The organism is Thioalkalivibrio sp. ALJ7 (assembly GCF_000376865.1).
Lineage (GTDB): Bacteria > Pseudomonadota > Gammaproteobacteria > Ectothiorhodospirales > Ectothiorhodospiraceae > Thioalkalivibrio.
In genome coordinates this window covers 1-15,338 of the sequence record NZ_AQXQ01000002.1, presented here as the reverse complement: position 1 = coordinate 15,338, position 15,338 = coordinate 1, and the positions used below count along the sequence as shown (strand labels likewise).

12 protein-coding genes, 1 tRNA gene and 1 pseudogene are annotated in these 15,338 nt (G+C 62.4%); all 14 read left to right on the top strand.

Going from position 1 to position 15,338, the window contains the following annotated elements:
* Positions 1–105 (top strand): annotated as a pseudogene (locus D002_RS13200) (elongation factor Tu); the annotation flags it as partial.
* Between the two features lie 86 nt (positions 106–191).
* Positions 192–267, top strand: a tRNA-Trp gene (locus tag D002_RS0100210).
* A gap of 37 nt (positions 268–304) precedes the next feature.
* A complete protein-coding gene (gene secE, locus D002_RS0100205; protein ID WP_018139904.1) occupies positions 305–670 on the top strand; it encodes a preprotein translocase subunit SecE in 366 nt (121 codons plus the stop codon).
* 17 nt (positions 671–687) lie between these two features.
* Positions 688–1,221 (top strand): transcription termination/antitermination protein NusG, encoded by a 534-nt coding sequence (gene nusG / locus D002_RS0100200; protein ID WP_018139903.1) that lies wholly within the window; start codon positions 688–690, stop codon positions 1,219–1,221.
* A 66-nt stretch (positions 1,222–1,287) separates the two neighbouring features.
* Complete coding sequence (gene rplK, locus D002_RS0100195) at positions 1,288–1,719, top strand: 50S ribosomal protein L11 (RefSeq protein WP_018139902.1); 432 nt, start codon at positions 1,288–1,290, stop codon at positions 1,717–1,719.
* Position 1,720: 1 nt separating this feature from the next.
* Positions 1,721–2,416 (top strand): 50S ribosomal protein L1, encoded by a 696-nt coding sequence (gene rplA / locus D002_RS0100190; RefSeq protein ID WP_018139901.1) that lies wholly within the window; start codon positions 1,721–1,723, stop codon positions 2,414–2,416.
* Positions 2,417–2,629: 213 nt separating this feature from the next.
* On the top strand, positions 2,630–3,151 hold the full coding sequence (gene rplJ, locus D002_RS0100185; protein WP_026181400.1) for a 50S ribosomal protein L10: 522 nt from the start codon (positions 2,630–2,632) through the stop codon (positions 3,149–3,151).
* Positions 3,152–3,220: 69 nt separating this feature from the next.
* Positions 3,221–3,601, top strand: coding sequence for a 50S ribosomal protein L7/L12 (gene rplL, locus D002_RS0100180; protein WP_018139899.1), 381 nt, complete (start codon positions 3,221–3,223; stop codon positions 3,599–3,601).
* 131 nt (positions 3,602–3,732) lie between these two features.
* Positions 3,733–7,812 carry a DNA-directed RNA polymerase subunit beta gene (gene rpoB, locus D002_RS0100175; protein WP_018139898.1) on the top strand — a complete coding sequence of 1,360 codons (4,080 nt, stop codon included), beginning with the start codon at positions 3,733–3,735 and terminating at the stop codon, positions 7,810–7,812.
* Between the two features lie 70 nt (positions 7,813–7,882).
* A complete protein-coding gene (rpoC, locus tag D002_RS0100170) occupies positions 7,883–12,103 on the top strand; it encodes a DNA-directed RNA polymerase subunit beta' (protein ID WP_018139897.1) in 4,221 nt (1,406 codons plus the stop codon).
* 108 nt (positions 12,104–12,211) lie between these two features.
* A complete protein-coding gene (gene rpsL, locus D002_RS0100165) occupies positions 12,212–12,586 on the top strand; it encodes a 30S ribosomal protein S12 (protein WP_018139896.1) in 375 nt (124 codons plus the stop codon).
* Positions 12,587–12,612: 26 nt separating this feature from the next.
* Positions 12,613–13,080 (top strand): 30S ribosomal protein S7, encoded by a 468-nt coding sequence (gene rpsG, locus D002_RS0100160; RefSeq protein ID WP_017940460.1) that lies wholly within the window; start codon positions 12,613–12,615, stop codon positions 13,078–13,080.
* A 21-nt stretch (positions 13,081–13,101) separates the two neighbouring features.
* On the top strand, positions 13,102–15,198 hold the full coding sequence (gene fusA / locus D002_RS0100155; RefSeq protein WP_018139895.1) for an elongation factor G: 2,097 nt from the start codon (positions 13,102–13,104) through the stop codon (positions 15,196–15,198).
* A 44-nt stretch (positions 15,199–15,242) separates the two neighbouring features.
* Positions 15,243–15,338: GTP-binding protein (locus D002_RS13195; RefSeq protein ID WP_018137563.1), on the top strand; the 96-nt coding region annotated here is incomplete at its 3' end.

Sequence of the window (15,338 nt, the reverse complement as noted above, 5' to 3'; positions counted from 1 at the left end):
GTGTCCCTGATCAACCCGATCGCGATGGAAGACGGTCTGCGCTTTGCGATCCGCGAAGGCGGCCGCACCGTCGGCGCCGGCGTCGTCTCCAAGATCATCGAGTGATAGAGTAGACAAGTTGACAGATCGACCGCGAGAGGCGGCGCCGGGTGCGTCGTCTCTCGCGTTTGTTTCTTGTCAATTCGATTTTTAGGCCAGTAGCTCAATTGGCAGAGCAGCGGTCTCCAAAACCGCAGGTTGGGGGTTCGAGTCCCTCCTGGCCTGCCATCTTCCGGATGGCGGCAGCACCGGGTGATACGTATTCATGAGTGAACAATCGGAACAGACCGGCGTGCTTGACACGATCAAGCTCGCGGTAGCCGTGGCGCTGCTAATTGCCGGTGTCATGGGCTTCTATTGGTTCCAGGACGAATCCACTCTGATTCGTGTCCTCGGGCTGCTCGCTGTCGTGGGTGTGGCCTTGGCGATTGGCATGACCACCGCCAAGGGAAGCCAGCTTGCCGGCTTTATGGGCAACGCGCGCACCGAGGTGCGCAAGATGGTGTGGCCCACCCGCGTAGAGACGACTCAGACCACGCTGATCGTCATTGCCGTCGTGATCCTGGTGGGGATCTTCCTCTGGCTCCTGGATATGTTCCTGGGCTGGGGTATTAGTCGGTTCATCGGATAAGCATCAGGATTCTCTCCATGGCACTACGCTGGTACGTCGTACAGGCATTCTCCGGTTTCGAGGCGCAAGTGAAGCGTTCCCTTGAGGAGCGGGTCGAGCGCTTTGGGATGCAGGATCATTTTGGCGAGATCCTCGTTCCGACCGAGGAGGTCGTCGAAATGAAGGACGGCCAGAAGCGCAAGAGTGAGCGTAAGTTCTTCCCCGGCTATGTGCTGGTGCAGATGGACTTGAACGACGAGGCCTGGCATCTGGTCAAGGCCGTACCGCGCGTGCTCGGCTTCATCGGTGGAACAGCCGACCGCCCGGCGCCGATCAGTGACAAGGAGGCCGATGCCATCCTGCAGCGCATGCAGGAAGGTGCCGAGAAGCCGCGGCCGAAGGTCCTGTTCGAAGTGGGCGAGATGGTCCGCGTGATCGATGGGCCGTTCAATGACTTCAATGGCGTGGTCGAGGAAGTGAACTACGACAAGAGCCGCCTGCTGGTGGCGGTCCAGATTTTCGGGCGTTCGACGCCTGTGGAACTCGAGTTCCACCAAGTCGAGAAAACTTAAAGGCGCGCAAGCGCTGTTACCTGCTGATCGGGGAGCCGAAAGGCGTTCGCACCCGAGGGAGTACTCATGGCAAAGAAGATCGAAGCGTATATCAAGCTTCAGGTTCCGGCCGGCAAGGCCAACCCGAGCCCGCCCGTCGGCCCTGCACTGGGCCAGCGTGGCGTGAACATCATGGAGTTCTGCAAGGCGTTCAACGCGCAGACCCAGGAAATGGAGCCCGGCCTGCCGGTGCCGGTGGTCATCACCGTGTACTCCGATCGCAGCTTCACCTTTATTACCAAGACGCCGCCGGCAGCGATCCTGCTGAAGAAGGCGGCGGGTATCCAGTCGGGCTCCGGTCAGCCGAATACCAACAAGGTCGGCACCGTGACGCGCGCGCAGCTGGAAGAGATTGCGAAGACCAAGGAGCCGGATCTGACTGCGGCCGACCTGGACGCCGCGGTCCGGACCATTGCCGGTAGTGCCCGCAGTATGGGCCTTGAAGTGGAGGGTCTCTGAGATGGCGAAACTGACCAAGCGAACGAAGGCCATCCGCGAGAAGGTCGAGTCGGGCCGTCTGTACCCGGTGTCCGATGCCTTCGATCTCCTGCGTGATCTGCCCAAGGCGAAATTCCGTGAGTCCGTGGACGTCGCCGTGAATCTCGGCGTGGACCCGCGGAAATCCGATCAGGTCGTCCGCGGTTCGACCGTGTTGCCGCACGGCAATGGCAAGAGCGTGCGCGTGGCCGTGTTCACACAGGGCGCCAATGCCGATGCCGCCAAGGAAGCCGGTGCCGATGTGGTCGGCATGGACGACCTTGCGGAGCAGGTGAAGGCCGGCCAGATGGACTTCGACGTCGTTATTGCCTCTCCGGACGCGATGCGTGTGGTGGGTCAGCTCGGCCAGATCCTTGGCCCGCGTGGCCTGATGCCGAACCCCAAGGTCGGCACCGTGACCCCGGACGTGGCCACGGCTGTGACCAATGCCAAGGGTGGCCAGGTGCGCTACCGCACGGACAAGGGCGGGATTGTGCATTGCACGATTGGCGCGGCGGATTTCGAGTCCAGTGCGCTTACCGACAACCTGAACGCCCTGCTGGCGGATCTGATGAAGATGAAGCCGGCGACCTCCAAGGGTCAGTACGTCAAGGGTGTCACGGTCTCCACGACGATGGGCCCGGGCGTCAAGGTCGACCAGGGCTCGCTGGAGCTCTGAGCAACAACATTTGGTTTTTGGTCGGCTGTCGCGCAAGCGGCACGCCATCCAAGACCGCAGGCGCCGGGTCCTGGGACCCGGCTTAATACCCCAGCCTGCGCAGATGGTGTCACCCGATTCAGGAAGTACCTGCGACGGGAGCACCGAGTACCGGGTTCGCCCGGTTTCACGATCACCTTCGGGTGGTCTTACTAGAGGAGAGTCAACGTGGCTTTGAATCTCGACGACAAGAAGGCGATTGTCTCGGAGCTGGCTACGGTTGCTGCCTCGGCGCATTCCGCGGTCGCCGCGGAGTACCGGGGTCTCTCGGTCGCGCAGATGACCGACCTGCGTCGGCAGGCCCGCAGTTCCGGGGTCTATCTGCGGGTGGTGAAGAACAACCTCGCCAAGCGAGCGATCGACGGCACGGATTTCGAGTGCATGCAGCCTGAGCTGCAAGGCCCTCTGATCCTTGCCTTTAGCCAGGAAGAACCTGGTTCGGCCGCGCGCCTGGTGAAGAACTTCGCCAAGGAAAACGAACAGCTGAAGGTCCGGCTGGTGTCCTTTGGTGGGCAGCTCATGGGGGCGAACGATCTCGATCGCCTCGCGAGCCTGCCGACCCGCGACGAAGCGCTCGCTACGCTTCTCGCCACCATGAAGGCGCCGCTCGACAAGTTCGCCCGTACGGTGAACGAGGTCCCCGGCAAGCTGGTGCGTACCGTTGCAGCAATCCGTGACCAGAAACAGGCAGCCTGAATCCCATTAAGCCGTTTCTGAGCAAGTACTGAATGAATTACGGGTGTTCCCCGTTAGGAGAGTAGAAAAATGGCCGTTTCGAAAGAAGATATCTTGGAAGCCATCGGCAACATGACGGTCCTGGAAATTGTGGACCTCATCAGCGAGATGGAAGAGAAGTTCGGCGTGTCCGCCGCTGCCGCCGTCGCGGCCGCCCCGGCTGCTGCCGGTGGTGGTGATGCCGCCGCCGCTGAAGCGAAGGACGAGTTCGATGTTGTGATGTCCAGCTTTGGTGAAAACAAGGTCGGCGTCATCAAGGTCGTTCGCGGCCTGACCGGTCTGGGTCTGAAGGAAGCCAAGGAAATGGTCGAAGGCGTGCCGGCGACCGTGAAGGAAGGCGCTCCGAAGGACGAGGCCGAGAAGATGAAGGCGGAGCTGGAAGGCGCGGGCGCCACCGTCGAACTGAAGTAAGAAGGCGCTTGCGCCTGTTGTTTTCGTGTACATCACGAAGCTCTGAGGCTGGCGGCCGTACGGTCGTCAGCCTCAGCCCGTGGTGGCGCGGGTTTTGTCGCGCGTTGTTTAGCTAGCCTCCGAGGTAAGCCATGGCCCTCAGTTATACCGAAAAGAAACGTATCCGCAAGGACTTCGGGAAGCGTCCCCAGATTCTGGACGTCCCGTACCTGCTCGAAACCCAGTTGACGTCCTATCGGGATTTCCTGCAGGCGGACAAGGCGCCCGACGGGCGTGACCCCCTGGGCCTGCATGCGGCGTTTCAGTCGGTATTCCCAATCGTCAGCTATTCCGGTCATGTCCAGCTCGAGTACGTGAGCTACCGCCTGGGCGAGCCGATGTTCGACGTGAAGGAATGCCAGATCCGCGGCGTGACCTACGCGGCCCCGCTGCGGGTACTGCTGCGCCTGGTGATCCACGACAAGGAAGCCCCGGCGGGCTCCACCGTGGTCAAAGAGGTGAAGGAGCAAGAGGTCTACATGGGCGAAATGCCGCTCATGACCGAGAATGGCACCTTCGTTATCAATGGCACCGAACGCGTGATCGTGTCGCAGTTGCACCGCTCTCCGGGTGTGTTCTTCGACAGCGACAAGGGCAAGACGCAGGGCAGTGCGCAAAAGCTGCTCTACAACGCCCGAATTATTCCGTACCGCGGTTCCTGGCTCGATTTCGAGTTCGACGCCAAGGACGGGGTGTATGTGCGCATCGACCGGCGCCGCAAGCTGCCGGCTTCGATCCTGTTGCGCGCGCTGGGCATGGATACCGAAGAGATCCTGTCCACCTTCTTCGAGTTCAACCAGCTGACCCTCGATGAAGACGGCGGTCAACTGGATCTGATCCCCGAGCGTATGCGTGGGGAAACGGCCGTGGTCGACATCATGGATGGCGACAAGGTGATCGTAGAATCCGGTCGCCGGATTACGCCGCGCCACATCCGTGAGATCGAGAAGGCCGGCATTAATACCCTGCGGGTGCCGGACGAGTACCTGATGGGTCGTGTCCTGGCAAAGGGTATCGTGGACGAGTCCACCGGCGAGCTGATCGCCAATGCCAATGATGCGCTGACCCAGGAGTTGCTGGACAAGCTGCGTGCCGAGGGCGTGAAGACCCTCGATACCATCTATACCAACGACTACGACCATGGTCCGTATATGTCGGACACGCTGCGTCTGGATCCGACCAAGACGCAGCTGGAGGCCCAGGTCGAGATCTATCGCGTGATGCGTCCCGGCGAGCCGCCGACCAAGGACGCCGCTGAAAACCTGTTCTCCAACCTGTTCTTCTCCGAAGACCGCTATGACCTCTCGGCCGTTGGCCGCATGAAGTTCAACCGGCGCGTGGGTCGCGATACCGACGAAGGCGCCGGGGTCCTGTCGCCTGAAGACATTCTGTCGGTGCTCAAGGTCCTGATCGATCTGCGTAACGGCAATGGTCGCACCGATGATATCGACCACCTCGGTAACCGCCGTATCCGTTCGGTGGGCGAGATGGCCGAGAACCAGTTCCGGCTGGGACTGGTGCGGGTCGAGCGTGCGGTGAAGGAGCGTCTGACCGTCGCCGAAAGCGAAGGTCTGATGCCGCAGGAGCTGATCAACGCCAAGCCCGTGGCCGCTGCGGTCAAGGAATTCTTCGGGTCCAGCCAGCTGTCGCAGTTCATGGACCAGAACAACCCGCTGTCCGAGGTGACCCACAAGCGGCGTATCTCGGCGTTGGGCCCGGGCGGTTTGACCCGTGAACGTGCTGGCTTCGAAGTGCGTGACGTGCACCCGACCCACTATGGTCGTGTGTGCCCGATCGAGACGCCGGAAGGCCCGAACATCGGTCTCATCAACTCCCTGGCCGTGTACGCCCGCACCAACCGCTACGGCTTCCTGGAGACGCCGTACCGCAAGGTCGAGGACGGCAAGGTGACCGCCGAGATCGTGTATCTCTCCGCGATCGAGGAAAGCCAGTACGTGATCGCCCAGGCGAACGCGGCGATGGACGAGGAGGGCCGTCTGAGTGACGACCTCGTCTCCTGTCGCCACCAGGAAGAGTTCACGATCTCGACGCCGGACAAGATCCAGTACATGGATGTGTCGCCGAAGCAGATCGTGTCGGTCGCCGCCGCGCTGCTGCCGTTCCTGGAGCACGATGACGCCAACCGCGCCCTGATGGGTGCGAACATGCAGCGTCAGGCCGTGCCGTGCCTGCGGGCCGACAAGCCGCTGGTGGGTACGGGTATCGAACGTGCGGTCGCCATCGACTCCGGCTCCGCGATCGTCGCCAAGCGCGGCGGTACCGTGGACTCGGTGGATGCCGGGCGTGTCGTGGTGCGGGTGAACGATGACGAGACCGTGCCGGGCGAACCGGGCGTCGACATCTACAACCTGACCAAGTACTCGCGTTCCAACCAGAACACCTCCATCAACCAGCGCCCGCTGGTTGCGGTGGGTGACGAGATTGCGCGTGGCGACGCGATTGCCGACGGCTCCTCCACCGATATGGGCGAGCTGGCGCTGGGTCAGAACATGATGGTCGCGTTTATGCCCTGGAATGGCTACAACTTCGAGGACTCGATCCTGATCTCGGAGCGCGTGGTCCAGGAAGACCGCTACACCACGATCCATATCGAAGAGCTCAACTGTGTCGCCCGCGACACCAAGCTGGGTCAGGAAGAGATCACCGCGGACATCCCCAACGTGTCCGAGTCGCTGCTGAACAAGCTGGACGAGTCCGGCGTGGTCTATGTCGGTGCCGAGGTGAATCCGGGCGACATCCTGGTCGGCAAGGTCACGCCCAAGGGCGAGACCCAGCTGACCCCGGAAGAGAAGCTCCTGAGGGCGATCTTTGGCGAGAAGGCCTCGGACGTGAAGGATACGTCTCTGCGCGTGCCGTCCGGCATTGAGGGCACCGTGATTGACGTGCGTGTCTTCACCCGCGATGGCGTGGAGAAGGACGCCCGTGCGAAGTCGATCGAGGCCGACGATCTCGCCGCCGTGCAGAAGGACCTGAAGGATCAGCTGCGCATCTACGAGGACGACATCTACGCCCGTGTGGAGAAGCTGCTGGTCAACAAGACCGCCGCTGGTGGTCCGGAGGGCCTGGGCGATGGTTCCAAGGTCGCCAAGAAGTACCTGCAGGGCCTGTCGCGTGACCAGTGGTTCGAGGTGCGTCTGAAGGACGACGCCGTGAACAGCCAGCTGGAAGACCTGGGGCGCCAGATCAAGGATCAGCACGAGGCGTTCGAGAAGAAGTTCGAGCACCAGAAGGCCAAGCTGGCCGCGGGTGACGACCTGCCGCCGGGCGTGCAGAAGATGGTGAAGGTCTATGTGGCCGTGAAGCGCCGTCTGCAGCCGGGCGACAAGATGGCGGGCCGCCATGGGAACAAGGGTGTGATCTCGATGATCGTGCCGGAAGAGGATATGCCGTTCCTTGAGGACGGGACCCCGGTCGACGTGGTGCTGAACCCGTTGGGTGTGCCCTCGCGCATGAACGTCGGGCAGGTGCTGGAGGTTCACCTCGGGTGGGCCGCCAAGGGCCTGGGCGACAAGATCAACCGCATGCTCGAGGCCCAGGCCGAGATCGCGAAGCTGCGTGAGTTCCTCGACAAGATCTACAACCACCGCGAGCGCAAGGTGGACCTCGACTCCATGTCGGATGCCGAGATCATCGCCCTGTGCAAGAACCTGCGTGGTGGCGTGCCGATGGCGACGCCGGTGTTCGATGGAGCCGAAGAGGCCGAGATCAAGGAGATGCTGCGTCTGGCGGACCTGCCGGAAACCGGGCAGGCCCAGTTGTATGACGGTCGCACCGGCGACGGCTTCGATCGTCCGGTCACGGTGGGCTACATGCACATGCTGAAGCTGAACCACCTGGTGGACGACAAGATGCATGCGCGTTCCACCGGCCCGTACTCCCTGGTCACCCAGCAGCCGCTGGGCGGCAAGGCGCAGTTCGGCGGTCAGCGCTTCGGCGAAATGGAGGTCTGGGCACTGGAGGCCTACGGCGCTGCCTACACCCTGCAGGAAATGCTTACGGTGAAGGCGGACGACGTGCAGGGCCGTAACAAGATGTACAAGAACATCGTTGACGGTGAGCACCATATGGAGGCCAACGTCCCCGAGTCGTTTAACGTGCTCATGAAGGAGATCAAGGCGCTCGGCATCAATATCGAGCTCGAGCAGGACTGATCTTCTCCGATCCGATTGTGATCCGACGGGGCGTGCGCGCCCCTCGAAACCAAGTTTGTGAGGCAAGCGAATGAAAGACCTCCTGAATCTGTTCAAGCAGCAGACGCAGCCCGAAGAGTTCGACGCCATCCGTATTGGGCTGGCGTCCTCGGACCAGATCCGCTCGTGGTCCTTCGGCGAGGTAAAGAAGCCGGAGACCATCAACTACCGGACCTTCAAGCCGGAGCGCGATGGCCTGTTCTGCGCGAAGATTTTTGGCCCGGTGAAGGACTACGAGTGCCTGTGCGGCAAGTACAAGCGCCTGAAGCATCGCGGCGTGGTCTGCGAGAAGTGCGGCGTCGAGGTCACCCAGACCAAGGTGCGCCGTGAGCGCATGGGACATATCGACCTGGCCTCGCCGGTCGCCCATATCTGGTATCTGAAGAGCCTGCCGTCCCGTATTGGCCTGCTGCTCGACATGACGCTGAAGGACATCGAGAAGGTGCTCTATTTCGAGTCCTTCATCGTGACCGATCCGGGCTTCACCACGCTGGAGAAGCGCCAACTCCTGACCGACGAGGAATACCTCGAGGCGATGGAAGAGCATGGCGATGACTTCACCGCGCTGATGGGTGCGGAGGCGGTACTGAGCCTGCTGAAAGAGATGGACCTGCAGGCCGAGGCCGCCAAGCTGCGCCAGGAGCTGGCCGAGACCGGCTCCGAGACCAAGATCAAGCGCTTCGGGAAGCGCCTGAAGCTGGTCGAGTCGTTCCTCGAATCCGGCAACAAGCCGGAGTGGATGATCATGAAGGTCCTGCCGGTGCTGCCGCCGGACCTGCGTCCGTTGGTGCCGCTGGACGGGGGTCGTTTTGCGACCTCCGACCTGAACGACCTGTACCGCCGGGTGATCAACCGCAACAACCGTCTGCGCCGCCTGCTGGAGCTGAATGCCCCGGACATCATCGTGCGCAACGAAAAGCGCATGCTGCAGGAGTCCGTGGATGCGCTGCTGGACAACGGCCGCCGAGGCCGTGCGATTACCGGCACCAACAAGCGCCCGCTGAAGTCCCTGGCCGACATGATCAAGGGCAAGCAGGGCCGCTTCCGTCAGAACCTGCTGGGCAAGCGCGTGGACTACTCCGGTCGTTCCGTGATCGTGGTCGGCCCAACCCTGCGTCTGCACCAGTGCGGCCTGCCCAAGCGCATGGCGCTGGAGCTGTTCAAGCCGTTCATCTTCGGCAAGCTGCAGCGTCGCGGTCTGGCGACCACGATCAAGGCCGCCAAGAAGGCGGTGGAGAAGGAAGGTCCCGAGGTCTGGGATATCCTCGAAGAGGTCATCCGCGAGCACCCGGTGATGCTGAACCGCGCCCCGACCCTGCACCGCCTGGGGATCCAGGCGTTCGAGCCGGTGTTGATCGAGGGCAAGGCCATCCAGCTGCATCCGCTGGTCTGCGCCGCGTTCAACGCGGACTTCGATGGTGACCAGATGGCCGTTCACGTGCCGCTGTCGCTGGAGGCCCAGCTGGAGGCGCGCACCCTGATGCTGTCCTCCAACAACGTGCTCTCCCCGGCGAACGGCGAGCCGATCATCGTGCCGTCGCAGGACATCGTGCTGGGCTTGTACTACCTCTCCCGCGAGAAGGTGAACGCTCAGGGCGAAGGCATGACCTTCTCCGACGTGGATGAAGTCCACCGCGCCTACGAGCACAAGCAGGTCGATCTGCATGCCCGTATTACCGTGCGCATCCCGGACACCATGGCCGACGTGGCGGAGGGCGAGAAGCTGCCCTCGATGCGTGTCGAGACCACGGTGGGCCGCGCGATTCTGTCGCGCATCATGCCCAAGGGCCTGCCGTTCGAGCTGATCGACCGCGAGCTGAACAAGAAGGCGATCTCCGGGCTGATCAACTCCTGCTACCGCCGCCTGGGCCTGAAGGACACCGTGGTGTTCGCGGACCAGTTGATGTATGCGGGCTTCTACTACTCCACCCGTGCCGGCGTGTCGTTCTGCGCCGACGACATGGTGATTCCGGACGAGAAGCATCCGATCCTGCAGGGTGCTGAGGACCAGGTGAAAGAGATCGAGGACCAGTACGCCTCGGGTCTCGTCACCAAGGGCGAGCGCTACAACAAGGTTGTGGATATCTGGTCGCACTGCAATGACCAGGTGGCCAAGGCCATGATGGAGCGTCTCGGCAAGGAGCAGGTCACCAACAAGGATGGCGAGACGGTCGAACAGAACTCGTTCAACTCGATCTTCATGATGGCCGATTCCGGTGCGCGTGGTTCCGCCGCGCAGATCCGTCAGCTGGCCGGCATGCGTGGCCTGATGGCCAAGCCGGACGGGTCCATCATCGAGACGCCAATCACCGCGAACTTCCGCGAGGGTCTGAACGTCCTGCAGTACTTCATTTCGACCCACGGGGCCCGAAAGGGCCTGGCCGACACCGCGTTGAAGACCGCGAACTCCGGTTACCTGACCCGCCGCCTGGTCGATGTCTCCCAGGACGTTGTGGTTACTCAGCCGGACTGCGGGACCCAGCAAGGTCTGCTGATGAAGCCAATCATCGAGGGCGGCGACGTTGTTGAGCCCCTGCGCGACCGCGTACTGGGCCGCACGACTGCAGTCGACGTATTGCGTCCGGGGACCGACGAGACCCTGATCCCGGCGGGCACCCTGCTCGACGAGGCGATGGTCGATACGCTCGATGCCGCTTCGGTGGACGAGGTGCTAGTGCGCTCCGCGATTACCTGCGAGACGCGTCAGGGCATCTGTGCGAAGTGCTATGGGCGCGATCTGGCGCGTGGCCACGAGGTCAACGCGGGCGAGGCGGTTGGCGTGATCGCCGCTCAGTCGATCGGTGAGCCGGGCACCCAGCTCACCATGCGTACCTTCCACATCGGTGGGGCTGCGAGCCGTGCCGTGACGGTCAGTGCGATCCAGGTGAAGAGCGCCGGTTCCGCACGCCTGCACAATCTGAAGACGGTTACCAACAAGGCTGGCAACCTGGTCGCGGTGTCGCGTTCCGGGGAGCTGGGCGTGATCGACGATCAGGGCCGCGAGCGCGAGCGCTACAAGATCCCCTACGGGGCGACCATCACCGTCCACGATGGCGATACCGTCGAGTCCGGTCAGGAGGTCGCGAGCTGGGATCCGCATACCCATCCGATCGTGACCGAGGTGGCGGGTAACATCCGCCTCCAGGACTTCGTCGAGAACGTGACCGTCACCAAGGAGACCGACGAATTTACCGGTCTCTCCTCGAACGTGGTGCTGGATCCGAAGAGCCGCTCGACCGCGGGCAAGGATCTGCGTCCGACGGTCAAGCTGCTGGACGATGACGGCAACGAGGTGTACATCCCGGGTACCGACATGCCCGCCCAGTACATGTTGCCGGCAAACGCCATCTTCAACCTGGAAGACAACGCCCGGGTCGAAGTGGGGGACGTCATCGCCCGTTTGCCGCAGGAGTCCTCCAAGACACGTGATATCACCGGTGGTCTGCCGCGTGTGGCCGACCTGTTCGAGGCCCGGCGTCCGAAGGAGCCCGCCGTCCTGGCGGAGATCTCGGGCACCGTGTCCTTCGGCAAGGAGACCAAGGGCAAGCAGCGTCTGGTGATCACCCCGGACAAGGGTGACCCGGTCGAAATGCTGATCCCGAAGCTGCGCAAGGTGAACGTGTTCGAAGGCGAACGCGTGGAGCGTGGCGAGGTCGTGGTCGATGGCGAACTGGACCCGCATGACATCCTGCGGCTGCGGGGTGTGACCACCCTGGCCGAATACCAGGTTCAGGAGATCCAGGACGTCTACCGCCTGCAGGGCGTGAAGATCAACGACAAGCACATCGAGGTGATCGTCCGCCAGATGATGCGCAAGGTGAACATCGTGGACGCTGGCGATACCAAGTTCCTTGCCGGGGACCAGGTGGATCGCATTCGCGTCCTCGAGGAGAACGAGCAGATTGGTGCCGATCAGCAGCCGGCGACCTACGAGCGCGTGCTCCTGGGGATCACCAAGGCCTCGCTGGTCACCGAGTCGTTTATCTCCGCGGCATCCTTCCAGGAGACCACTCGGGTGCTGACCGAGGCGTCCACCCGTGGCGCCCGCGATGACCTGCGCGGCCTGAAGGAAAACGTGATTGTCGGTCGCCTGATCCCGGCTGGGACGGGGCTTGCCTATCACAAGGAACGCCGCCGCAAGCGCGCGTTGGAAATGCCCGAGTTCGAGACGGTCGCAGAGGCGCCGGCGGTTACCGCCGAATCCGAACCGGCCACCGCCGACCCGGGTACCACGGAAGACGGGTCCGAGTGACCCGTCCCACCTTGACACTCATGGGGGCGGCGATTAGAATTCCGCTCCCTCGACAGGCCGGTCTCGGCACCGGCCTGTCGTTATTTTTAGGCTAGGAGAAAGGGTTTCATGGCCACGATCAACCAGTTGGTACGCAAGCCCCGCAAGCGCCCCGTCGAGAAGAGCGACGTGCCGGCGCTGCAGGGTTCCCCGCAGAAGCGCGGGGTCTGCACCCGTGTCTACACCACTACCCCGAAGAAGCCGAACTCGGCGCTGCGCAAGGTTGCGCGCGTGCGGCTGACGAATGGCTATGAAGTCAGTAGCTATATCGGCGGTGAAGGCCACAACCTGCAGGAGCACTCGGTGGTCCTGATCCGTGGTGGTCGTGTGAAGGACCTTCCGGGCGTGCGGTACCACACGGTGCGCGGCAGCCTGGACACCCAGGGCGTGCAAAAGCGTGCCCAGGGCCGGTCCAAGTACGGCACCAAGCGTCCCAAATCCTAACCGTGATCCAGTCCGGGAACTGAAACATGTCAAGAAGAGCAGCTGCCCCCAAGCGTCACATCCTTCCCGACCCCAAGTTCGGAAGCGAGCGCCTGGCCAAATTCATCAATACGGTTATGCGTGACGGCAAGAAGTCCGTCGCCGAACAGGTCGTCTACGGCGCCCTGGACCAGATCGAGGCCAAGCAGGGCGACGGCATGGGTGCGCTGGAGCGTGCCCTGGACAACATTCGTCCGCGTGTCGAGGTGAAATCCCGACGCGTCGGTGGTGCGACCTACCAGGTTCCGGTGGAGGTGCGTTCCGTGCGCCAGGACGCGCTGGCCATGCGCTGGGTTGTGGAAGCCGCCCGCAAGCGTGGCGAGCGCACCATGGCGCTGAAGCTGGCCGGCGAGCTGATGGATGCTTCCGACAGCAAGGGTTCCGCCGTGAAGAAGCGCGAAGACACTCACCGTATGGCGGAAGCGAACAAGGCGTTCGCGCATTTCCGCTGGTAAATCTGTTTAGAGAGGCTCACCGTGGCACGCAAGACACCACTTAAGCGCTACCGGAACATCGGGATCAGCGCGCACATCGACGCCGGCAAGACGACGACGACCGAGCGCATCCTGTTTTACACCGGCCTGTCGCACAAGATCGGCGAAGTGCATGACGGTGCAGCCGTGATGGACTGGATGGAGCAGGAGCAGGAGCGCGGGATCACCATCACCTCCGCTGCGACCACCAGCTTCTGGTCCGGTATGGCCAAGCAGTTTGACGAGCACCGGGTGAATATCATCGATACCCCGGGGCACGTGGACTTCACCATCGAGGTCGAGCGCTCCATGCGTGTCCTCGACGGTGCCGTCATGGTGTATTGCGCGGTCGGTGGTGTGCAGCCGCAGTCCGAGACGGTGTGGCGTCAGGCGACCAAGTACGCCGTGCCGCGCCTGGCGTTCGTCAACAAGATGGACCGTGCCGGCGCCGATTTCCTGCGCGTCTATGAGCAGATGAAAGAGCGCCTGCAGGCCAACCCGGTCCCGATCCAGCTGCCGATCGGTGCCGAGGATAACTTCAAGGGTGTGATCGACCTGGTCAAGATGCAGGCCATCTACTGGGACGAAGACAACTTTGGGATCAGCTTCGAGTACAAGGACATCCCGGATGACCTGAAGGCCGAGGCCGAGAAGTGGCGCGAGAACATGCTCGAGGCCGCTGCCGAGGCGACCGAAGAGCTGATGGACAAGTACCTCAACGAGGGCGACCTTAGCGAGGAAGAGATCAAGTCGGCGCTGCGCAAGCGCACCATTGATCTCGAGATCGTGCCGATGCTGTGCGGCTCCGCCTTCAAGAACAAAGGTGTTCAGGCGATGCTGGATGCCGTGGTCGAATACCTGCCGTCGCCGGAGGAGGTTAAGGCGATCAAGGGTGTGAAGGCCGGTACCGAAGAGCCGGTGCAGAAGCATGCGTCGGATGACGAGCCGTTTGCCGCGCTGGCATTCAAGATCATGACCGACCCCTATGTCGGCTCGCTAACCTTCGTGCGTGTCTACTCTGGCGTGTTGTCGGCTGGCGATTCCGTGCTGAACACGCAGAATGATCGCCGCGAGCGCATCGGGCGTATCCTGCAGATGCACTCCAACTCTCGTGAAGAGATCAAGGAGCTGCGCGCGGGTGACATCGGTGCGGTCGTTGGCCTGAAGGACCTGTATACCGGGACCACGCTGTGTGACCCGAACGACCCGGTCGAACTCGAACGCATGGAGTTCCCCGAGCCGGTGATCTCGATCGCGGTCGAGCCGAAGACCAAGACCGACCAGGAAAAGATGGGGATCGCGCTGAACAAATTGGCGCAGGAAGACCCGTCGTTCCGTGTTCGTACCGATGAAGAGTCGGGTCAGACGATCATCTCCGGCATGGGCGAGCTGCACCTGGAGGTGCTGGTCGACCGCATGAAGCGGGAGTTCAAGGTCGAGGCCAACGTCGGTCAGCCACAGGTGGCCTACCGCGAAACCATCCGCAAGACGGTCGAGCAGGAAGGCAAGTTTGTTCGCCAGTCCGGTGGCCGCGGTCAGTACGGCCACGTCTGGATTCGCATCGAGCCGCTGGAGCCGGGCGAAGGCTTCAAGTTCGTCAATGCCATCGTCGGCGGTGTGGTGCCGAAGGATTACATCCCGGCGGTCTCCAAGGGGATCGAGGAACAGATGGCCAATGGTGTGCTCGCCGGGTACCCGGTTGAGGACGTCAAGGTCACCCTGTTCGATGGCTCTTACCATGACGTCGACTCCAACGAGATGGCGTTCAAGGTGGCCGGCTCCATGGCCTTCAAGGAAGGTGCGCTGAAGGCCGGCGCGGTCCTGCTTGAGCCGATGATGAAGGTTGAGGTGGAGACACCGGAAGAATACATGGGCGACGTGATGGGCGACCTCAATCGCCGGCGCGGTCAGGTCCAAGGCATGGAAGACGTGGCCGGCCAGAAGCTGCTGAAGGCCGAGGTCCCGCTGTCCGAAATGTTCGGCTACTCGACGCAACTGCGTTCGATGAGCCAGGGTCGCGCGACCTACTCGATGGAGTTCGAGAAGTACGCCGAAGCCCCCGCCCAGATCGCCGAAGCGGTAGCCGCCAAGGCGTCCTGATCCAGAACTCGCGTTATTTGAAAGAACTGCAAGAGGTTTGAGCTGTGTCCAAGGAAAAGTTCGAGCGTAAGAAGCCGCATGTGAATGTGGGAACGATTGGTCATGTGGACCATGGGAAAACGACGCTGACGGCGGCGATG

Coding starts and splice junctions, on each gene's coding strand:
- secE (WP_018139904.1), top strand. CDS start 305: ATGAGTGAACAATCGGAACAGACCGGCGTGCTTGACACGATCAAGCTC.
- nusG (WP_018139903.1), top strand. CDS start 688: ATGGCACTACGCTGGTACGTCGTACAGGCATTCTCCGGTTTCGAGGCG.
- rplK (WP_018139902.1), top strand. CDS start 1,288: ATGGCAAAGAAGATCGAAGCGTATATCAAGCTTCAGGTTCCGGCCGGC.
- rplA (WP_018139901.1), top strand. CDS start 1,721: ATGGCGAAACTGACCAAGCGAACGAAGGCCATCCGCGAGAAGGTCGAG.
- rplL (WP_018139899.1), top strand. CDS start 3,221: ATGGCCGTTTCGAAAGAAGATATCTTGGAAGCCATCGGCAACATGACG.
- rpoB (WP_018139898.1), top strand. CDS start 3,733: ATGGCCCTCAGTTATACCGAAAAGAAACGTATCCGCAAGGACTTCGGG.
- rpoC (WP_018139897.1), top strand. CDS start 7,883: ATGAAAGACCTCCTGAATCTGTTCAAGCAGCAGACGCAGCCCGAAGAG.
- rpsL (WP_018139896.1), top strand. CDS start 12,212: ATGGCCACGATCAACCAGTTGGTACGCAAGCCCCGCAAGCGCCCCGTC.
- rpsG (WP_017940460.1), top strand. CDS start 12,613: ATGTCAAGAAGAGCAGCTGCCCCCAAGCGTCACATCCTTCCCGACCCC.